General features: G+C 45.7%; 18 protein-coding genes and 1 tRNA gene. 11 read left to right on the top strand and 8 right to left on the bottom strand.

Annotated elements, in window-relative coordinates; translation table 11 throughout:
* Positions 1-19: 19 nt before the first annotated feature.
* The 3 genes from I2I11_RS15105 to I2I11_RS15095 all read left to right on the top strand — a co-directional run bounded on the left by I2I11_RS15105 (position 20) and on the right by I2I11_RS15095 (position 1771).
* The gene (locus I2I11_RS15105) at positions 20-469 is read left to right on the top strand and encodes a NanQ anomerase/TabA/YiaL family protein (protein ID WP_196268573.1); all 450 of its coding nucleotides are present in this window, start codon (positions 20-22) and stop codon (positions 467-469) included.
* Positions 470-569: 100 nt separating this feature from the next.
* Complete coding sequence (locus I2I11_RS15100) at positions 570-1253, top strand: 2'-5' RNA ligase family protein (protein WP_196268572.1); 684 nt, start codon at positions 570-572, stop codon at positions 1251-1253.
* Between the two features lie 233 nt (positions 1254-1486).
* Positions 1487-1771 (top strand): hypothetical protein, encoded by a 285-nt coding sequence (locus tag I2I11_RS15095; protein ID WP_196268571.1) that lies wholly within the window; start codon positions 1487-1489, stop codon positions 1769-1771.
* A gap of 135 nt (positions 1772-1906) precedes the next feature.
* On the opposite strand, the gene I2I11_RS15090 is transcribed toward I2I11_RS15095, so the two are convergent.
* The 3 genes from I2I11_RS15090 to I2I11_RS15080 all read right to left on the bottom strand — a co-directional run bounded on the left by I2I11_RS15090 (position 1907) and on the right by I2I11_RS15080 (position 4657).
* Positions 1907-2683, bottom strand: a complete 777-nt coding sequence (locus I2I11_RS15090) for a TIGR02757 family protein (protein ID WP_196268570.1) — start codon at positions 2681-2683, stop codon at positions 1907-1909.
* A gap of 160 nt (positions 2684-2843) precedes the next feature.
* On the bottom strand, positions 2844-3794 hold the full coding sequence (locus tag I2I11_RS15085) for a septal ring lytic transglycosylase RlpA family protein (protein WP_230680326.1): 951 nt from the start codon (positions 3792-3794) through the stop codon (positions 2844-2846).
* A gap of 14 nt (positions 3795-3808) precedes the next feature.
* Positions 3809-4657 carry a DUF4905 domain-containing protein gene (locus I2I11_RS15080; protein ID WP_230680325.1) on the bottom strand — a complete coding sequence of 283 codons (849 nt, stop codon included), beginning with the start codon at positions 4655-4657 and terminating at the stop codon, positions 3809-3811.
* A 13-nt stretch (positions 4658-4670) separates the two neighbouring features.
* On the opposite strand from I2I11_RS15080, the gene I2I11_RS15075 reads away from it, so the two are divergent.
* The 3 genes from I2I11_RS15075 (at position 4671) to I2I11_RS15065 (ending at position 7533) form a co-directional block, all read left to right on the top strand.
* Entirely contained in the window at positions 4671-6035 is a 1365-nt protein-coding gene (locus I2I11_RS15075; protein WP_196268569.1) for an NfeD family protein, read from the top strand.
* A 235-nt stretch (positions 6036-6270) separates the two neighbouring features.
* Positions 6271-7011, top strand: coding sequence for a 3-deoxy-manno-octulosonate cytidylyltransferase (kdsB, locus tag I2I11_RS15070; protein WP_196268568.1), 741 nt, complete (start codon positions 6271-6273; stop codon positions 7009-7011).
* Positions 7012-7104: 93 nt separating this feature from the next.
* Positions 7105-7533 carry a hypothetical protein gene (locus tag I2I11_RS15065; protein ID WP_196268567.1) on the top strand — a complete coding sequence of 143 codons (429 nt, stop codon included), beginning with the start codon at positions 7105-7107 and terminating at the stop codon, positions 7531-7533.
* 261 nt (positions 7534-7794) lie between these two features.
* Here I2I11_RS15065 and I2I11_RS15060 read toward each other — a convergent pair whose 3' ends face one another.
* The 4 genes from I2I11_RS15060 to gap form a co-directional block, all read right to left on the bottom strand.
* Positions 7795-8142 carry a translation initiation factor gene (locus I2I11_RS15060; RefSeq protein ID WP_196268566.1) on the bottom strand — a complete coding sequence of 116 codons (348 nt, stop codon included), beginning with the start codon at positions 8140-8142 and terminating at the stop codon, positions 7795-7797.
* Positions 8143-8221: 79 nt separating this feature from the next.
* Positions 8222-9109, bottom strand: coding sequence for a diacylglycerol/lipid kinase family protein (locus I2I11_RS15055; protein WP_196268565.1), 888 nt, complete (start codon positions 9107-9109; stop codon positions 8222-8224).
* Positions 9110-9213: 104 nt separating this feature from the next.
* The gene (locus tag I2I11_RS15050) at positions 9214-10059 is read right to left on the bottom strand and encodes a universal stress protein (RefSeq protein WP_196268564.1); all 846 of its coding nucleotides are present in this window, start codon (positions 10057-10059) and stop codon (positions 9214-9216) included.
* Positions 10060-10593: 534 nt separating this feature from the next.
* Positions 10594-11586: a type I glyceraldehyde-3-phosphate dehydrogenase gene (gene gap / locus I2I11_RS15045; RefSeq protein WP_196268563.1), complete on the bottom strand. Its 993-nt coding sequence runs from the start codon at positions 11584-11586 to the stop codon at positions 10594-10596.
* A 199-nt stretch (positions 11587-11785) separates the two neighbouring features.
* On the opposite strand from gap, the gene I2I11_RS15040 reads away from it, so the two are divergent.
* Positions 11786-11857: transfer RNA gene (locus I2I11_RS15040), tRNA-Glu, on the top strand.
* A 1012-nt stretch (positions 11858-12869) separates the two neighbouring features.
* Here the strand turns inward: I2I11_RS15040 and I2I11_RS21580 are convergent.
* A complete protein-coding gene (locus tag I2I11_RS21580) occupies positions 12870-13085 on the bottom strand; it encodes an ATP-binding protein (RefSeq protein WP_370582988.1) in 216 nt (71 codons plus the stop codon).
* Between the two features lie 443 nt (positions 13086-13528).
* Between I2I11_RS21580 and I2I11_RS15030 the strand changes: the two genes are divergently transcribed.
* From I2I11_RS15030 to I2I11_RS15015, 4 genes are read left to right on the top strand one after another with little or no spacing between them, the layout of a single operon-like run.
* Positions 13529-14593: an MBL fold metallo-hydrolase gene (locus I2I11_RS15030; RefSeq protein WP_196268561.1), complete on the top strand. Its 1065-nt coding sequence runs from the start codon at positions 13529-13531 to the stop codon at positions 14591-14593.
* 2 nt (positions 14594-14595) lie between these two features.
* Positions 14596-15951, top strand: a complete 1356-nt coding sequence (locus I2I11_RS15025) for an ABC-three component system protein (protein ID WP_196268560.1) — start codon at positions 14596-14598, stop codon at positions 15949-15951.
* Positions 15935-16477: an ABC-three component system middle component 1 gene (locus I2I11_RS15020; RefSeq protein ID WP_196268559.1), complete on the top strand. Its 543-nt coding sequence runs from the start codon at positions 15935-15937 to the stop codon at positions 16475-16477. The genes I2I11_RS15025 and I2I11_RS15020 overlap by 17 nt, the downstream gene beginning before the upstream one ends.
* Positions 16474-19587 (top strand): hypothetical protein, encoded by a 3114-nt coding sequence (locus I2I11_RS15015; RefSeq protein ID WP_196268558.1) that lies wholly within the window; start codon positions 16474-16476, stop codon positions 19585-19587. Before I2I11_RS15020 ends, I2I11_RS15015 begins: the two co-directional genes overlap by 4 nt.
* Positions 19588-19790: the final 203 nt, after the last annotated feature.

Here is a 19790-nt window from a genome sequence, read left to right as displayed (position 1 = left end):
TCTAACCCTCTAACTTAAAATGATCCTCGATAAACTCGCCAACGCTTCGCGCTATACTTGTATGCACCCGCTTTTTGAGGAAGCATTTCGCTTTTTACTTGAAGCCGATCTGCAGCATCTGCCCACCGGGAAACACAGCATCAAAGGCGACGAACTGTTTGCCATACTTTCGGAGGCCACAGGTATAACGGAGCAGGACGCAAAGCTGGAAGTGCACCGCAGGTACATCGACATCCAGTACACTGTTTCTGGTACCGATCACATGGGCTGGAAAGACCTGGCGCAATGTGCCGCACCCAGCGATCCATACACCGAAGTGCGTGATGCCGCTTTCTTCCCGGACAAAACGCCGAACTGGTTTGATGTGCCGGCTGGTTCGTTCACCATCTTTTACCCCGATGATGCCCATGCAGCCATGATTACCGAAGACAAAGTACGGAAAGTGGTGCTAAAGGTGGCGGTAGGATAGCAGCTTCTACTTTTATACTTTACTGAAGTATAAAAGTAGAAGCATTCTGAAGTATAAATATCAAGCTGAAATTTACTTGCCCAGGCACACCAAGAATAAAATGAATTTAGTGGACCATTATGCTAATCTTTATAAAGATGCTATCCTGAAAATAAAATCTGACAGCTACCAGACGGACAAGCTTATTGATTCTCCATCCGATAACCGGTTCGGGATTACGCTTTTAATTCGGCCGGACAATCAGGTCAGGAACAGGTTTCAGGATTTAATAAGTGCTTTAAAAGCAATAGAGCCTGATCAATATTATTATCCGAATTCAGATATGCACGTGACAGTGCTATCTATTATCTCATGTTATAATGGATTTGATGTAACACAAATCCGGATTTCAGATTATGTTGAGCTGATTAAGAAATGCATTGCCACACCCAAGCATATAGAAATTCAATTCAGGGGCATTACAGCATCTCCGTCGTGTATCATGGTTCAGGGTTTTTTAAGCGACGATACGTTGAACAGGATACGTGATGAACTGCGAACAAATTTCAGAAACTCAATCCTGGAACAAACTATAGATAAGAGGTATTCCATACAGACGGCACATGCCACTGTGGTACGATTCAGAAAAGAACTGACAAAGAAAGATGCGTATATTAAGGTACTAGACGATTACAGAGACTTTTATTTTGGAACATGCGCCGTCGATTCCCTGGAATTAGTTTATAATGACTGGTATCAGAGAAATGAACATGTAAAGGAGCTTTATAGATTTGAAATCAAATAATGCCCGATCCTGAGAACGGATAAGCATCAGATTTCCGAAGCTGTACTTCTATCTTTTTAAGTATTGGAAATTATATTGTGTGGCCAGGAATAAGAAAGGATGGGCAACCTAATGAGTATTGCTTACGCGCATCTACCGGCTCTAAAAGAAAATAAAATGAAATTTTGTAAACCATAGAGGCACTAAAACGTTTCTTTTATCAATGTATTACAATTCTTTAACCGAACAAAATTATGGAAACGAACGATCTAAAAAACAAAGCTGAAGATTTAAAAAACAAAGCAGACAGGTTTAACCCGCAGCATAAAGAAGGGCCAGTTGCCACTGCTATCGAAGAATATACATCAAAGGTTCCTTCTGACGTATTTTTATGGGCAGCTTTAGGTTCTATGGCTGTTTCGGCTACCCTGAAAGTCTTGAATAAAGATACTGAAGCACTATTTGTAGGGCAGTGGGCACCATCATTCTTACTGCTCGGCAATTATAACAAAATTGTAAAGCTGTTAGGCCACGATTAAGCCGAAGAGACTTTATAAATTCTTAAGATAAATAAAAAAGAGGAAGCATTAGCTTCCTCTTTTTTATGCGCCAGGTACAAGTAAGCCGGCAGTTTGGGTACGGCAACTTCAGGCTGCACGTGATATGGCTACAGGCTAAAACTTTTCCTCTATCCCCAGCCCGAACAAGGCATAATCATACTTCACCGGGTCAGCCGGGTCAAACAGGCGGAGATGGGCGGTGAGTTCTTCGGCGGTTTGCCAGTTCATACCGGGCCTGGTAATCAGGCCGAGACGGCGGGCCACGCGCTCCACATGCACATCGCAGGGACAAATAAGATCCTGCATTAGCAGCTTACTCCATAAGCCAAAATCTACTCCGGCATCATCAGAGCGCACCATCCAGCGCAGGTACATGTTCAGGCGCTTGCACGCCGATTTGCGGGCTGGTGTAGCGATGTGCTTGCGGGTGCGCTGTGGGGCATCGGGTAGACTGAATACCAGGTTATGGAAGTGCTCCAGCCGCTCTTTCTGTGTTTTGAATTGGTTCTGCTCACCCGTAAAAGCTGTTTCCAGGCTTGCGTGTTGCCGGTAATAATGCCTGAAAAAGTATAACAAGTATAGCAGATCAGTATCGTTGAAGGTGCGGTGCCTGAAGCCGAGGAAGCGTTTCAGATCCTGCTCCTGATGCTGCAGGATAAAATCATGCGGAGCGTTGTCCATCAGGTCCATCAGTTTCAGGCTGTTGTTGATAATGGTTTTACGCTGCCCCCAGGCCAGAATCGCCGCAAAGAAACCGCTGATTTCAATGTCCTGCTTTTTTGTAAAGCGGTGCGGAACAGAAACCGGATCATGAAGTATAAAATCCGGCCGGTTATACCTGGCTGCACGGTCGTCGAGCAGGGCTTTGATTGCAGCAATGTTTTGTTTCATACCTTAAAAGTACGGTTTTGGGAGAGTTTATCTCATCCATTTACCTCTCCGTAAACCTTCTCGGAACGGAAAAATCTTCGCAGCCAGGCCAAAAGTCCAAGTATAACAAAAAGCCTGCGCATTGCGGCGCAGGCTTTAATCATGCGTGGCATCAGCAGCTTTAAGGCATATAAGATAATTCGACCCGGAACCTTGGATCAACAGCTCCCAGTTTCTGATATGCTTTTTTAGAAACGCGTACAATTACTTTGTCATTTTCGTCGGTATTAGGCAGTTTGCCGATAACGCGCACGTACACCACCTGCCCGTTCACGGCATTTTTTATTTGCATAATGGTACCCACGGGCGCCGATTTATGCAGCGCCAGGTATTTGTTAGAGTCCATTTTCGGATCTATCATCTCGGCCATGCCGCTCTCCACCATCTTCTTAATGCCGCTCTCCGTGCTTTCCGTGGTTTCTTCCTCACGCTCATTGGCTGCAACGGTTACAGGTTCTGCTTCGATAGGTGTGGCGGCTGCAGGCGGGGCTGTTGTTACAGGGGCTGCCATTTCATCGTCCGCTTCGGGCACGTAAACAGGTTTTTTGGTGGGTGTTGCTCCCCCTTTGCCCACTATCAGGCTCGAACCTATGCTAATGCTGTTGTCTGGCAGGCTGTTCCAGCGTTTAATATCGTCCACGCTCACGTTATACATGCGCGAAATGGCGTACAGCGTCTGGCCGGGCTGCACCGTATGTGTTTTGTTACCAGCAGCACTTACCGTATAGGTGCGGCTGCTAGCAGCCGGGGCTGCTGCAGGAGTAGCTCTCTTGGCTGCCGAAGCAGTTGCTCCTGCCGGCGCCTTATACTTGCGCGGAACCAAAATTATCTGGCCTATTTTGATAGTGGTTTGTACGGTGGGATTGGCCTCTACAATCTGGCTAACCGGCACATTATACTTTCTGGACAGCGAGTACAGGGTTTCTTTGGGCTCTACCTTGTGCTGCACAAACAGCTTTCCGTTCCGGCGCTCTACTCCCACCGAATCGCGGACAGCCGTGCTGCCCATGGCCTGGGCCGAAAAAGAAAGCAGGGGCGCCACCAGCAGGACAGTAAAAAAAGCTTTTATCATGGCTAAAATCTATGCTATAAAAGAAGTGCGTATACGTGTAAACTATCCTTGTTTTGGATGAAGTATAATTTATGCTTAAAGATAAAAAAAGTATCTGAACCTATCCCACTTAATCCGCTGCCAAGTGTTGTATTTAGGAGTAAATCACCTTCAAAATTAAAAACAGCCAGGTAATTATCCAGCTTCCCGTCTGTTGCCGGGGTATAAAAACTTACCACCAGCATCTCTCCGGCTTCGGCATACTCTATGGCGCTGACGGGTGTCTGCCCCAACTGCGCTTCTACAAAAGCCTGAACCTGGGTAAAGTAGGCTTCTCCCTCGCGGTACAGTATGGGATAGATGCATGCCTGGTAGCGGCTGTGGCTGAATTTTTCGGCAGCCGCAGCGGCCGCCTGCTGCGTTATTTGTTTTCTGATGATTTGCCCGGTTGCGCTGTTCAGCAGCACAAAGTCTTCCCCGGGTGCGGCTGCCGGATGCGCCATAATGCCTTCGTCGCTCAGGCCGTAAAAAGCCAGATCAGCAGCTTCCCACTGTATCTTATCTGTAGCGGCATTCAGCGCCGTTATACCTTTGTGCTGCCCCAGCTGGCGGTCGGCGTAGCCATGCAGGTATACCAGGCCGGCATGGGCATCTTCCAGGCCCTGCCACCAGGTAAGCGCCTGCGGCAAAGATAACTGCTGCAAAGTATGGCCCTGGCAGTCGAAAGTATAGAAAAAGGCAAGCAGCACATCCGCGTCGCGCACCTCCAGCGCCAGCCGGCCGGCTGCAGCATCGATGCGGATGCGCCACACGGGAGCGCCGAAATGATATGTGAACAGCAGCGGAAGTATAAACTCGTATTTTTTTGTTACCTTATCAGCCATTAGCCTGCAATGTATGAAAACCAGCCCAAAGCAACTGCATCTGTGGCAAATCAGCCTCCTGTTCAGCTTCCTGCTCCTGCCCTATGCCTCGTTTGCACAGGCGCAGCAGAAAGTGTTTGTGATGGAGGTGAAATCCGAAATAGATCCGCGCACCAACCGCTACACTGAGCTTGCCCTAAACGAAGCCACAGAACTTGGCGCTGACCACGTGCTGCTGGTGCTGGATACGTTTGGCGGCGCACTGCAGGATGCTGACGAAATCCGGAAGCGCATCCTGGAATATCCGAAGCCTGTTTACGTGTTCATCAACAAAAATGCTGCTTCGGCCGGGGCACTCATCTCGCTGGCCTGCGACAGCATTTACATGGCGCCGGGCGCAAACATCGGCGCGGCTACGGTGGTGGGGGCTGATGGCGCCGCAGCGCCCGGCAAATATCAGAGCTACATGCGATCCATTATGCGCTCTACAGCCGAGGCCAACGGCCGCAATCCGCATTTGGCCGAAGCCATGGTGGAAGCCAGCGTAGACAGCACGCTTTCTGCCGGCCAGGTGCTCACGCTTACCACCAGCGAGGCACTGAAGTATGGCTTCTGCGATGGCGTGGCCACCAGTGTAGCGGGCGTTCTAAAACAGTTGCACCTGCAGGAGGCAGAAGTAATACGCTATGAACCAACTACAACTGATAATATCATTTCCTTTTTCCTTAATCCTTTCATCAGTGGCATTTTGCTGCTGGTGATACTGGGCGGTTTATACTTTGAGCTGCAGACGCCCGGCATCGGCTTTCCGTTATTGGCGGCCATCGTAGCGGGTATACTTTACCTGGTGCCATACTATCTTACAGGGCTGGCCGAAAACTGGGAGCTGCTGCTGTTCATTATCGGGCTTATACTTATCTGCCTGGAGGTTTTTGTGATCCCGGGCTTTGGGGTGACCGGCATCAGCGGTATTCTGCTGGTGTTTGTCTCGCTGGTGCTCATCATGCTCAACAACCACAATTTTGATTTCACTTTTGTAGCCACAGACGAGCTGATGAAAAGCCTGTTGTCGGTGGTGGCGGGTATGGCAGGCGCTGTTGTGCTCATCGCTTTAACCTGGAACCGCCTGCTGCGCAGCAGGCACATGGATGGCCTGATACTCAAAAATACTTTTAACAGCAGCGAGGGTTACCGCTCAGCCAACACCACCGAGCACCTGGTAGGCAGAACCGGCATCGCCCATACCCGCATGACGCCTTCGGGCCGGGTAATGATAGACGGCGCGCTCTACGACGCCCAGGCCCGTGACGGCTTTATCGAAAGAGGCGAATCTATCCAGGTAGTGGACCAGAGTACTTTTGCGTTAAGGGTAAAACGGAGTGGCCCGCTGCCTGAATAACCTGTATGTTGCCTGCATCGGGGTTGCCAGGATTAAAACGATTTCAGGATAGCCTTTGCAAAGCCCGGTTATACTTCATCCCGCCTGAAAAATCCTGCTATAAGCGCTCACAGATCCGATAGACCCGTGAGATCTTTGGAGCAATCAACAATTATTTTATACTTGTTGTACTTTCGTAATTTTGAAATCCGCCTTACAGCGGCAATCCACATTTGATTTTATCAGCCACAACACCATGAAAGTACTCGGAATTATACCCGCCCGCTATGCCAGCACCCGTTTCCCCGGCAAACCGCTCATTGATATCAACGGTAAAACCATGATACAGCGGGTGTATGAGCAGGCAAAAAGCGCCAACCTGGCCGAGGTGCTGGTAGCCACAGACGATGAGCGGATTATGGCACATGTGCAGGCATTCGGCGGCAACGCCGTGATGACGGCCGCACACCACCAGAGCGGCACCGATCGTTGCTTCGAAGCGTATAAACTTCACGATGAACCTTTTGAGTACATTATCAACATTCAGGGAGATGAGCCCTTCATCAGGCCGGAGCAGATAAACCTGGTAGCTGCTTGTTTTGCGCACGCGGGCACACAACTGGCCACGCTGATAAAAAAAATAACGACGGCGGAGGAGCTGTTTAATGTAAATGCACCCAAAGTGGTTATCAACAAAGCACAGGAGGCCTTATACTTCAGCCGCAGCCCTATTCCCTTCTGCCGCAACGTACCCAACGACATATGGCACCAGCAACACACTTATTACAAACACATCGGCATTTACGGCTACCGCACCGACATTCTGGAACAGATTACGCAGTTGCCGCCTTCACCCCTGGAGCTAGCTGAATCGCTGGAGCAGTTGCGCTGGCTGGAAAACGGCTTTCGCATCACCACCGCCCTTACTGAATTTGAGACCATCGGCATAGATACGCCGGAAGATTTGCTGAAAGTACAACAAGTTCCCGGAGAATAAGCTCTCGGAAGTATAGGCCGGGCTGGGCCGTGTCATTACTTTACATAATAAATCAACCAAAGAACACATATTTACCTCCAGAAGCGCATCCTTATGAAGCATTATACTTTGCAGCGGTTTGTGAAGCTGAACTTATACTTCTTTGTGCTGTATAGCCTGCTCACGGCTGCCTGGTACGCTGCAAGCGGCAGATTTGCCGCAGACGCCACGTTAGCTGCAGGCGAAATTGTATTTAATGCCGCTATTTTTTCGCTACTGTTCAGCCTAAGTATACTTGTATGGTACAGAAGAGCGGCGATTCAGATTCCGGTAAAGGAGCTAAGTATAAAGCAACTCAATGCACGCCTGGAAGAACTTGGTTACCGCAAGCTGGCGTCCGGAAATACACCATCACAAACCAGCACCTACAAGCCCGCTCCTCCCGGCGCATCTGTATTTGCAGGCAAAGTATTCGTGCAGAAAAAAGCTGATTTCTATTTGATTGAAGGGCCTGCCAGGTATGTTAAGAGGATTCAAAAATAGATATGAAACTCTATAAACCAGAAGTTTAACAGCGATTTATACTTATAGATTTATACTTATAAAGATAAAGGCTAAAAAAATGTTGCAGCCGTATGCTTTCACCTGGAAGTGCAGGCTGCCGAAGTATACATTACCGCTAAAACCAAACAAACCGGATTGGCATACTTTGGATATGCCGTAATGCTAAACAGCTTCAAAGTATGCATGGTCTCAGGTTTATAGTCATTCATAATTATTAATTCGGAATTCGGAATTAAAATATCATCCGCCTGATTTTTTGGCTTTATAACCTGCGGCCTGCAACACCTGCAGCACTTTTTCGCGGAAGTCGCCCTGGATAAGAATTTCGCCGTCTTTAGCGGAGCCGCCTACGCCGCATTTACTTTTTAGCAGCTTGCCCAACTCCTTCAGATCTTCATCGGTACCAACAAAGCCTTCTACCAGCGTTACCTGCTTGCCGCCGCGCGACTTTTTATCGAGCATCACTTTCAGGTTCTGCTGCTGAGGCGGGAGCGTTTCGGCGGCGTGCTCCTGCTCATAGGCATAATTAAAATCAGCGGCTGTAGAGTATACGACACCCTGCCGCCCTTTTTTATTTCTGTCTTTCATTGCTCTTCTAAATAAAAGGAGATAAGTCTCAACACATTAGACACAAGGCAGCACGCGCCACGCCTTTGTTCCTTTCCTGCTATGGCAAAGGCGTAACGACCTTCAGCGACAATGGTTCCAGGTATACCTTAAAGGCCGTTGCCTTGCCTATGTACTCGCCATCGGCATGGTACATCATCGGCTCCTCCGTCTGTACGGTTACGTCGGTGGCTTTAAAATACTCGGCACTGTTGGTATTGGCCAGTTGCTTCGTCAGCATGCAGTAGCTCAGGTTCAGCGCTTTCCGCAGATCCAGTTGCCGCACCAGACATACATCCAGCAAACCGTCCCGGATATCTGCAAGCGGTGCTATGTAGGCGTTGTTGCCATACTGCGCTGCATTGGCAAAAGCCAGCACAAAACAATCGGTTGTAACCGTGTTGCCGTTTATAGCAATTTCCACGGGCAGGTGCCTGTAGTTACGTACCTCTTTCAGCACCAGTTCTACGTACGTCTGGAGCCCGCGCTTTTTGTTGCCGGCAAACACTGAGCTGATGTACGCATCAAAACCGATACCTGCTGTGGTAAAAAAAGCATGGCCGTTGATGTTGCCACTGTCGATGCGGGTGATGTTGCCCTGGTTGATTAGCTGTATGGCTGCATCCAGCCGGAGCGGAACCTTCAGATGGCGTGCCAGCCCGTTCCCGGAACCTTTCGGAAGTATGGCCAGCGCCGTTTCGGAATGCAGCAGGCCCTGCGCCACCTCGTTTACGGTTCCGTCGCCGCCTACCGCCACTACGATGGCGCACTTCTCGTCCGCAGCCTCGCGCGCCAGCGCCGGGGCATGTCCGGCATAAGCTGTGTACACAATATCGTGGCTATACCTGCTATGATCCAGTTGCAACTGAATGCGTGCCGCTACATCTACCTTGCTTTTAGGGCCCGATGTGGGATTAATGATAAAGCGTATGTGCGTGCGTTGGCTCATAATCTGCGGCAGGTTAGCCGGGAATACAAAAATACCTTTTCCGGCGGACAATAAAAAAGCCTGAAGCGCGGCGGCATCAGGCTTTCTTCAACTCAGGAGCACCATTATTTCAGGTGAATTGTGAGAACCGGTTTGTGGGTATGGTTTACCAGGTCTTCAGCTATACTTCCGCTCAGCAGGTGCGCCAGACCAGTGCGGCCGTGCGTTGCCATCATGATGAGATCCGCTTTTATGTCCTGCGCAAAATGCAGAATGCCGTCCTCCTCGTTCGTATCATTGTATGTATTGATAGTATAGTTGCGGAGCCCATACTTGTCTGCTATTTCTTGCAGCCTGCGATGCAGGATGCTGCTCGACTCAAATGCACCGGGCGTGTTGACATACAACAGGTGCAGCCGCGCCCCAAACATCTCCTGAAAGTATTTGAACTTTTCTATTGCTGCGCCAATCTCACGCTTAAAATCTGATGCCAATACCACTTCGCGCACTTCAAATGCAGGCTGGCGATGCTTTACAGTCAGCACAGGGCAATCGGCGGCACGCACAACCTTTTCAGTATTGGAGCCAATCAGGAACTCATCAAGCCCGCTGGCCCCCTTCGAGCCCATCACCACTAAATCCACCTGCTCGTCCTGCACCGTGCGTTTAATATTGCTGATGATCAGACCGGTTTCCACCTCCTGCTCCACTTCCACGCCCTTGTGATCGACAGCTTCCAGCAGCCGGCCCATCTGCATTTTTGTTATTTCGAGCAACTGCACCGTATACAGTTGATCCATGTTATTTCCCACCATCACGTCGCCGGTAGCGCTGAAGTTCGCGGTATGCGGCACCTCCACCACATGCAACAGTTTGATGGCCGCACCGGTTTTGCGGGCTATAGCCAGGGCTACCTCAAAGGCATTCCGCGCTTCTTCGGAGAAATCAGTAGGAACCAATATTTTTCTCATAGTTGCAGATTTTAAAGCTTAGTTTTTAGACACATCCCTATGTAAAGTACCCATACTTCATCTTAACAGAAGAAATCAGAAGGGCTGTTTTATACTCCCGGCCGGCCTGATTTGGCATTTATGCGATGACCGCTCTTTCTATACTCCGGATTGAGCCTTTAGAACGCCAGGCAGTTTTAGTATAACCATTGTTTAGTTAATACGCTTATTTAAACCTGCCGGGTTTTTATTTGTTCGGTTATAGCTTAACTGCTGATGTTTGGCACCACAGTTTTACTGCGGGCTTATTATATTCAGGCCTGAAATCTGCGTATTCAGTGTAAAGTAAGACAGCAAAGTATAAATTGCTATGGACCTGCAGGCAATCTATACTTTAACTCCTTATACCGGCAGAGATGATACCGGTTGCGGTACAGGCTCTCCATACTATCAGCAAGTTTTAAAACGAATAGAGACTATGGAAAGCTATTTAATTCAGAAGCCCACCCCTGTGAGGGGCGGGCTTCTGAATTATTACAGTCTATCAGTTTAAACTTATCCGATACGCGCAATCAGATCAGCGGCACGGTTAGAGTAGCCGGTTTCGTTGTCGTACCAGCCTACTACTTTCACCAGTGTTTCGTTTGCGGATGTCATCTCGGCGTCAAAAACGCATGAATGCGGGTTACCAACAATATCGATAGAAACGATAGGGTCTTCGGTATACTCCAGAATACCTTTTAATTCGCCCTCAGCTGCTTTCTTCATGGCAGCGTTGATCTCCTCTTTGGTTACTGCTTTTTTCAGGATGCAGGTAAAATCCGTTAAAGAGCCATCCGGAATAGGAACACGCATGGCCACGCCGTCCAGTTTGCCTTTGAGGTGCGGCAGCACCAGACCAACAGCTTTTGCAGCGCCTGTAGAGGTCGGCACAATAGAATAAGCAGCAGCACGCGCTCTGCGTAAATCTTTGTGCGGTCCGTCCTGCAGGTTCTGGTCGGCGGTGTAAGCGTGTACGGTGGTAATATAGCCTTTTTCAATGCCGAAGGCATCATCCAGCACCTTCGCCATTGGCGCAAGGCAGTTGGTGGTGCACGAAGCGTTAGATACAAGCGTTTCGTCGCCGGTGAGGATATCCTCGTTTACGCCAAGCACTACGGTAGGAATATTGCCTTTGGCCGGGGCAGAGATAACAACTTTTCTGGCACCTGCGGTAAGGTGGCCGCTTGCCCCCTGCTCGTCCACAAAGCGGCCGGTAGACTCCAGCACCACATCCACACCCAACTCGCCCCAAGGCAGGTTTTTCGGGTCGCGCTCTGCGGTAATCTTTATTTCTTTACCATTTACAATAATACCGTCCTTAGAGGCCTCTACAGTGCCGTTAAAGCGTCCGTGTACCGAATCATACTTAAGCAGGTGCGCAAGCGTTGCTGTATCTGTCAGGTCGTTGATGGCGACTACCTCCACATTGTCTTTTGTAAGCAGCGCTCTAAAGGTAAGCCTGCCAATACGGCCAAAGCCGTTAATTGCAACTTTTATGTTAGACATAGTTTCAATTTTTGATAAGTTGATTAATGCTGCGAAGTTACAATTCCGCTAATGGAAAAACAATTAGTTTTTTCACTCTGATACTGAAAGGCTTATGAAAGGCAGGAAAAAATCTCGTATATTTATTTTGCAAGTTGAAAAACCGCCGTATATTTGCACCGTCAATCGCACAGAAAGACAAGTTCAACAGTAGCAAAAAGGCCCGTTCGTCTAGGGGTTAGGACGTCAGATTTTCATTCTGGTAACAGGGGTTCGATTCCCCTACGGGCTACTGGAAAGCCTCTTAGTTGATTCTGAGAGGCTTTTTTTATGCGCTTCGGACACAATTCGGACACTAATACTTATTTAGATGTATAATTTCTACTGAGGCTGATGCTGGTGGAGGTAATCAGAATGGTGCTACGTAAGCACTCCCACAAACACTAAAAAATTAGTTGAGGCTGTTATAGCCTGCTTGGTAAGCTAAAGCATTGATATTTTCTTGCCTGCACCTCCAGCAGCCTGGCTGCTCTTTTGAGCCAGAAGGTGCGCATGAGTTCACTGGCTGATTGGTCGGTTAGCTTATGGTGCTGATGCGCCCAGATCATGCCGATCTTCCGGCTGAAAAATTCTACACCGAAACCGGCATTTGTCTGATTGACTTCCAGCAAAGCCACAACCTTTTACAGGAAGTTCTCACCCATCCGAAGGGACAGCCACTTCCATAGGTTCCAGCGTGAGCGAGCATACCTTTCGCGCAGTCTGCGGCGGTTCTCAATAAGGTTCTTGTTCCGTATCTATAATTACTACAGCCAGAAAGGCTTGATCAGGTAGTTATCTGCTCCTGTTTCCAAAACAGCCATTTTACTTTCAACATCTGCTTTTGCGGTCAGCAACACAATAGCTATAGAATGGTGCGTTCTTCTGTTTTTACCTGCTAGCACAAGCTCACCCGTCCATTCCCGGCATCATCACATCAAAGATGATCAGATCCGGCATCACCTCCAGCGCCCACTCCCATCATTGCTGCTCATCCGCTGCTTCATACACAGCGTATGCAGCGGGCAAACTGTCTCTTATAAAGTGACGCCGAGCGGGGGCGGGATTATTTTCTACCACCAACACAAGCGGTTGATTATTCTGGGGCTGCTTTTCAAGCCTCTATTCTTCTTCAGGAGCTGCAAAAGAGGCTGCAGTCTCCTATGGCAGCAGCTTCTCTTCATCCTGCTGCCCGGCTCCCGATTTTTCAGCATTGCAGAGCGGAAGGAAGAGTTTAAAGGTTGTTCCTTTTCCTGGTGAACTGGCTACCCTAATCTTACCACCATGCAGTTCCACAGCTCTTTTGTCAGGGCCAACCTAATGCCGGCTCCTTCACAGCCTCTTTTTAGAGACGAATCTACTTGGAAGTAACGCCCGAAGATACGCGAAACCAGCTCAGGCGGAATGCTCAAGCCTGTATCCCGGACGCAGATGGGCAGTGCTGTCTCTGTAGCGGAGACCCGCTCGGCTTCTACCTTCAGTTACACCCGCCCCTGTTGGGGTAGACTTGCAGGCGTTGGAGAGCAGATTTATCAGAATTTTCTCCAGCTTTTTTACTTCGAAAAGCACCCACATCGGCTCCTGTGGCAGAGATTACTAAAAAAGGATACCCTTGTTTTCGAAAAGTGAAGCATGGAAGCTGCCCAACAATGTTTAAAAACTCACCACGTCCCTCGTTTCGGCTGTGGCGTCAGCTTTTCTGCCTCCTGCCGTGAGAGGTGCAGTAGCTGGATGACAAGTTGCAACAGCCACTCTGCACTACGGTAAATTAGCCCATCTTCCGGCACCGTCAGCTTCTGCACCATTACTTAGTTAAGGAGAACAGGAACACAAATAAAAAGTAGTCTATAAAAAAATCCTTTTATTATCTAGACAAATAATAATATTTCTTTTGCTTAAGTTTGATATTATCAATGCTTATCACATGATCGTAAAATTTCTACAAGCTCAAAATGGTGATAGTACTCTCATTTGCTACACGGATGATAATGGAATTAAACGAAATATTATCATTGATGCTGGAATGGACGCCACTTACTTCAATCCTGCCACAAACACGTTTGGAGAATTAAAAACCGAGATTGATGGTATTAAAGGCCGCAACGAAAATATTGATTTGCTCATACTGACCCACATCGACAATGATCATATCTGCGGATTTTTGAATCTTTTTCAGATGGATGCTGAAATTACCAACTTCATTAAAAAAGTTTGGTTCAATTCAGGAAAGCTAATCGCGGAAAAGTTAAAGGAAGAAGAAAATATAGCTCTCGCGATGGTTATGCACAATCCTTGCACAGTGTCAACCGGCGTAAGTGAAGGAATCGATTTTGAAGACTTCTTATTAAAATTTAAATTTTGGGAAAGAGAATTAATTATTTCTGGGCAGGAACACCAACTGTATGATGCGAAGTTTGAGATTCTGGGTCCAACCATACCCCAGTTGAGAAAACTACTGAAGGAATATCATGACAAAACGCAGGATGATGTATACACCGGAACTCGAGGGAATGATTGGGAAACGGACGTGACTACATTTATTGAAGAAGAGGGGCCTAAATACCGGTTTTCACAAGACAACAGTGTAAAAAATGGAAGCTCTATCTCATTTATATTGACAATACAAGGTAAAAAATTTGTTTTTCTAAGCGATTCGCACCCCAAACCTGTGACAATGGCACTGGCCAAGCTCGGGCATAATGCGGAAACACCACTACCCGTAGAGTTCATTAAATTATCCCACCATGGAAGTAAAGCCAATACAGATAGTAAAATACTTTCAGCCTTTACGACTGACCACTATATGATAAGTACAGACAGTACAGGCCATGGGCATCCCCACAAGAGAACGTTGTCTAGAATTATTGCAAGAAATCCAAATGCAATATTTCACTTCAATTATGATGAAGTAAGAAATAGGATTTTTAATTATTCCGATAGAGAAAACTACAATATTCGCGCTCGTTTTACACCCTTTATTAACTATTAGGCATGACCCATGAAAAGCTAAAAACTTATATTGTCTCCTTAAATGGCGGAAGTGGATGTCTATTTCAACCGATGACTGGTACAAACGAGTACACTTATATACTGACCGTTAAACATCTATTTGAAGGGATGAGGCCTAATATAGACGGAGCCGTAGAAGCTTATGATACAACAGAAGGACAAGTTGTTCCCATTACCAGAATAATTTTTGAGCATGGCATCTGGTCTGAAGTTATTATCAATTTTGTGTTTCGCAGAGGAGAAAACTACTTTGCTTCAGCTGAAGCGGATGCAGCAATTTTAAAAGTTGATTTTATTCCCGGCTTTAGCGAGATATTTCAATCAAACATTACTCTTGCTACAAACGGGTACGGGCTGAGCGGTTACCCAGAAATTTACGGTGGTCGGCCTGTTGGGGAGAAGAGCACAACACATACTATTTTACGATTAATCGCCGCTGGTTCATATACATACAGTGCACAACTGGAAAATCACACGCTTGCACATGCGCAAATCAAAGGCATGTCAGGTGGCGGGATATTAAAGATTATAGACAATCAGATTTCCATTATTGGTATTCAAAGTAAAGTAACCCACCAGATGCTCGCTGGCGGACAGATCGATTTTATACCTATTCACTACTTCAACCTGATTGTTGTAAATGCCGCTAATCATGATAAACTTTCAGCACTCTATCCACCTTATCTGCACTCATTCGAGTTTTTGAAGGATGACGCCTTCAGGCTGGAGGTCGATCAAATTGATGAGGACAATATTGCCGGTGCCAGGATCACACTCAAAAATAAGGCGGAACAAATCGTTAACTCCGACATTACTCCCCAAGGCATAAAGGAATTGTTTGAAGCACGGTTGCTCCTCATTGAGGATGAAACCTGTTGTTTTTCACAAAAGGAAATTTGGATCGCCTGGCTGGAGTTCCTGACTATCCTGAACATCGTTAAATACGATCCGGTGCAAAAAACGATGCTGTCGGAGATCTTTAATAATTACCGCCTCAAATATATCGATGGCCATGGCTGGACGGAGGTAAGGAAAGATTTTGGTAGGTCAGACTATGTAGGCCTTAAGCCCAACTCAACAATATTTGTCAGTTCGAAAACACCGCCAAAATCATCCTTTATACTTAGAAAGGGCAAATTGATCGATATTGCCAAGCCGTATGACAAACGCGGCTTCAAAACGGATAATGGAATAGATCTATTCACCTGTTTTGACTTTGTCCATCTGGAACATTTTAAGGAGGTCTGCATCATCAGGAAACTAGATGAGTACCGGGATTTGACCGAAGAACATTTACTGCGAAAACTACAATCTGAATATTATGAGCTTTTCAATTGAACAGTTTGTCAAAGCGTTGAATGCCGAGTACAGCAACCTTACTGTCAGTTATCAGGAGCTGGACTATAATGGAAAAATTCCCATATTTTTTGTGCGCTTCACCACTCTGAGAGACTTGGCAACCACTTGGAGCAAATTGGTAGATACCATTGCTTTTGATTTTCAAAGCCAGCTTACGGATGAATTTCAGATCTGGAACATTTATATCTTCTTTATCCGACCGGCAGGAATAATTGACGAACTTGCTTACAATAGCCTGAAGCTTAAAATTGAAAATGATACGTTTTCCAGCAGAAAGATCCTAGTAGAAGATCATGATACTGATGAGATCCTCAATGAACACATAATCAATAAAAATGTAAACTTTTCAGTAAATCAAGTTGCCAGACCTTCTGCAAATTTCGAACCGGATCCACTGCTTTGGTCAATACTGGAAGACAAAGTCTTAAAAAAACAAAAGATTACAAGCGAAGCCAGTAGTGCCTTTGACGAACTTGTAAAGCAGCTTAAAACGCCACGTTCATGAAATTTAAAAAGATAGAGATCTCTGCTTTCCGGATCTATGACAAGCCCGAGGATGCAACCTTTGATTTTTCGATCAATGACCACACAACGGCAGATTTTATATCCCTGTACGCGCCAAATGGCTATGGTAAGACCTCGTTCTATGACGCGGTAGAATGGGGCATGACTAATAATATTCAAAGGTTCTGGCAAAATATTGAGATTACCAGTGGCGCGATCGATGCCCTCAAAAACCAATCTGATGCACAGGTTAAGCTTTGGCGGAATATTCATTCAACCCAGCCTACCTACGTTAAAATAATTGCTGATGGTTTCAATCCGATCAATCGGCAGCTCAGGCCACATGGTAATAAAAAATCAGACGCCGATATGCACAACGTGGAGAACATAACTTTTCGCAACGTTATTCTTTCTCAGGAATGGATATCTGCATTCCTGAGAGAAATAGATGGGAAAAAAAGGTATGAAATCTTCATGGATAACCCTGAGCTAAAAGAGGTCAACAACTACTACAAAAACCTCAAGGCACTGCTTAGCTACTGTCAGTCCAGCATTTCAACCATAGATCAAAAAATCCATGCTGAAGAGAAAAGGGTCTTAGCACTGAAGAGCGAAAATGTCCTTGAAAAGATCAATCAGCAGATCGATATCCTTACCAAAAAATTCCAGCAATCGGGTTTAAACAAACTTACTTTAGCAACCACCAAAGAGGAGGTCAGTAGATTAAAAAACTTGGTAGTAGACCGGTTGGTTTCTGTTAACAACAATACCACGATACAGGAAAAATTGGACTGGGTGTCGGCAGCAAAGATCGGCAACGAAGAATACATTGGCATCCGGACATTTTTCGAACTGGAAATAAGGAATAAAACGATCGAAGATGCCCAGCGAACAATCCGTCAAATTTTAGCCAAATACGCAGTTGCTGATAAAAAATCTAATGAAATTACTACGCTAAATAAATTGCTTGCTGAAAAAGAAGCACTTAAAAATGTTTTCTCAAATATAATTAGTCAATACGAAGAATATCTTAGAATTTCTGACTTGATTTTGAATAACGAAAACAAGTCCAAAGAGATGAGAGAAGGTATTAATGCCAAATCTGATGAACTTAGTAGCCTTGTTGTACAGGAGACAAAAACAAGGACAGACTTAAATAACACCTTAGCCGGAATTAACGAGACTACGGCAACTATTGCTGGCCTTCCAGAACGTTTACATCTTATTAAAAATATTGAGCAAGAGATCGCCAGTCAGAGCGAAAAAATCACTCTGGAAAAAGATCGGTTAAGTGTTCTTGTGTTGCAAATTAACGCCAACGAAGCAGAGATTCATACTTTAGAAGACGAAGTTGCGGATATCAAAAAGGGCAATTACTCTAAAAAATTAATCGAGGATCAAGCATTGGCTTTGAGCATTGATGTTATCTTGGTTAACCGTGAGGAGCTGGCTAAAAATGATGAACTGCTAAAGTCACTTTCTGAGCGAATAGCACAACATGAAACTTTGAACTCCGAAATATCGGCCTTCGTCCGTCAGGGTTTGGAAATTATCAACAAAGACCGCAACAGGAGGAATTGCCCACTCTGTGAGCAGACTTTTAAAACTCATCAGGAATTAGCGGAACGTATCTCCCATAATAAAGCACTTGGCAAACTACTCCAGGATCTTTTTGAGGATAAGAACAGATTGGAGCAGAAATCTGTGCAGCTACAAGAACTGATTAAAAATGCGGTTGGGCAACTGCTGTTATATTTTGAAGAAAAAATCAAAGATAAGCGGACATTGCAAGCAGCGGAATCAGATCATGTGAAGACATTAACAAAAGCGATAGCCTCGTATGAGGAAAGTCTGGAGTCGATGAGGGATGACCTGCGCAAGCTGATGATTCAACAGCTCGGCTTAAGCAACGAGGATTACGAGCGGGAGCTAAGAAACAAATTGGAGGTTTTAAAAAAAGCCGAAGAGCGCTTGAATGCCGTTCTAAAAAAACAAATACAGGATAAAAAAGAACTCATAGAACTGTTGGTTAAGCTACAGGACGAACTAAAGCTTTCCGCAGAAACAACAGAAACGCTCAAACGATCCGAACAGTACCGTGGGGTTCTTGATTGGTTCCGCACCAATTTTAGTGGTGAGACGGCATCTTTTGAGGTCTTGCAAAATAAATTTGCCGAAAATGACAATCTAGTTAAAGAATATTTTGATAAGGTCAGCAATTTACGGGTAGAACTGGAAAGCTTAACACTGGAACTGGGTACGTTCAATCAAAAGGCAGAAAAAGACCGCCTGAAAAACCTGTCAGAAGAAAAGGAGCGTGCAGACGCAAAAATGGATGGCTATAGGAGTTTATTGAAAGATAAATTAGATATAGAAACACAATTCATGGATTTCAAAACGCTGGCAGCCACGCTCGATCTAAAAGAGCAAGGTTTAAATGTAGCGCAGCTCAATAACAGATCTTTAGTCGATGAATACATTAAGATCGAAAAATATGCCGATCATATCAATGAATTCCTGCAATCAGAAAACGCAAAAATAGAATTGCAGAAATTTGCTGAGGACAAAGCGTTTTTAGAGCAGAACGTACGGTCTTTACTGGTTGATGAGATTGCAAAAACAAAGGCCTTCCTTCAGGAAAAAGTTAAGGAATTCTTTTTTGAGAACCTGATCAATGACCTGTACCGCAAAATAGACCCGCACCCGGATTTTAAAGAGGTACTTTTCAGAGCAGATTTAGACGCCGAAACTCCGCGCCTCAATATCTTTGTCAGGAACAAAACTAATCAGGATATCCTGATACCAAACCTATATTTCAGCACGGCCCAAATCAATATCTTAAGTTTAAGTATTTTTCTCGCCTCAGCATTAAATACTCCTGGTTATGAATGTATATTTATCGATGACCCCATTCAGTCGATGGATAGCGTAAACATACTCTCTACCATCGATCTCTTAAGGAGCATAATGCTGAACTACAATAAGCAAATCATCCTTTCGACTCATGATGAAACTTTTTTCAACTTACTTAAGAAAAAGATGCCGGTTGAGTCTTTTAAATCAAAATTTATAGAACTTGAAAGCGTAGGGAAGATTAAAACAGCTATATAGAATTGACATTGCTACGCTACATATTTGAATTTGTGGAATATATCTGGGCTATTTATTCTATGTCCTCGTACTATTAGAAAGATCTTACCACTCCTCTTCCACTTCCAAATGGTTAATTATGTCAATTAAATCTTTGTGGATAAGGTACTGTTTTGAAAGTCAAGGATTTTAGTTGAATTTTTCTTATCTTTCCCTTACCTGAA

The sequence above is a fragment of the Pontibacter rufus genome (genome assembly GCF_015694705.1).
Lineage (GTDB): Bacteria > Bacteroidota > Bacteroidia > Cytophagales > Hymenobacteraceae > Pontibacter > Pontibacter rufus.
The sequence above is the reverse complement of the archived record's forward strand: the minus strand, read 5'-3'. Positions and strand labels throughout refer to the sequence as shown.

Excerpts from the sequence above, each read along its gene's own strand:
- I2I11_RS15105 (WP_196268573.1), top strand. The coding sequence starts at position 20 with ATGATCCTCGATAAACTCGCCAACGCTTCGCGCTATACTTGTATGCAC.
- I2I11_RS15100 (WP_196268572.1), top strand. The coding sequence starts at position 570 with ATGAATTTAGTGGACCATTATGCTAATCTTTATAAAGATGCTATCCTG.
- I2I11_RS15095 (WP_196268571.1), top strand. The coding sequence starts at position 1,487 with ATGGAAACGAACGATCTAAAAAACAAAGCTGAAGATTTAAAAAACAAA.
- I2I11_RS15090 (WP_196268570.1), bottom strand. The coding sequence starts at position 2,683 with ATGAAACAAAACATTGCTGCAATCAAAGCCCTGCTCGACGACCGTGCA.
- I2I11_RS15085 (WP_230680326.1), bottom strand. The coding sequence starts at position 3,794 with ATGATAAAAGCTTTTTTTACTGTCCTGCTGGTGGCGCCCCTGCTTTCT.
- I2I11_RS15080 (WP_230680325.1), bottom strand. The coding sequence starts at position 4,657 with ATGGCTGATAAGGTAACAAAAAAATACGAGTTTATACTTCCGCTGCTG.
- I2I11_RS15075 (WP_196268569.1), top strand. The coding sequence starts at position 4,671 with ATGAAAACCAGCCCAAAGCAACTGCATCTGTGGCAAATCAGCCTCCTG.
- kdsB (WP_196268568.1), top strand. The coding sequence starts at position 6,271 with ATGAAAGTACTCGGAATTATACCCGCCCGCTATGCCAGCACCCGTTTC.
- I2I11_RS15065 (WP_196268567.1), top strand. The coding sequence starts at position 7,105 with ATGAAGCATTATACTTTGCAGCGGTTTGTGAAGCTGAACTTATACTTC.
- I2I11_RS15060 (WP_196268566.1), bottom strand. The coding sequence starts at position 8,142 with ATGAAAGACAGAAATAAAAAAGGGCGGCAGGGTGTCGTATACTCTACA.
- I2I11_RS15055 (WP_196268565.1), bottom strand. The coding sequence starts at position 9,109 with ATGAGCCAACGCACGCACATACGCTTTATCATTAATCCCACATCGGGC.
- I2I11_RS15050 (WP_196268564.1), bottom strand. The coding sequence starts at position 10,059 with ATGAGAAAAATATTGGTTCCTACTGATTTCTCCGAAGAAGCGCGGAAT.
- gap (WP_196268563.1), bottom strand. The coding sequence starts at position 11,586 with ATGTCTAACATAAAAGTTGCAATTAACGGCTTTGGCCGTATTGGCAGG.
- I2I11_RS15030 (WP_196268561.1), top strand. The coding sequence starts at position 13,529 with ATGATCGTAAAATTTCTACAAGCTCAAAATGGTGATAGTACTCTCATT.
- I2I11_RS15025 (WP_196268560.1), top strand. The coding sequence starts at position 14,596 with ATGACCCATGAAAAGCTAAAAACTTATATTGTCTCCTTAAATGGCGGA.
- I2I11_RS15020 (WP_196268559.1), top strand. The coding sequence starts at position 15,935 with ATGAGCTTTTCAATTGAACAGTTTGTCAAAGCGTTGAATGCCGAGTAC.
- I2I11_RS15015 (WP_196268558.1), top strand. The coding sequence starts at position 16,474 with ATGAAATTTAAAAAGATAGAGATCTCTGCTTTCCGGATCTATGACAAG.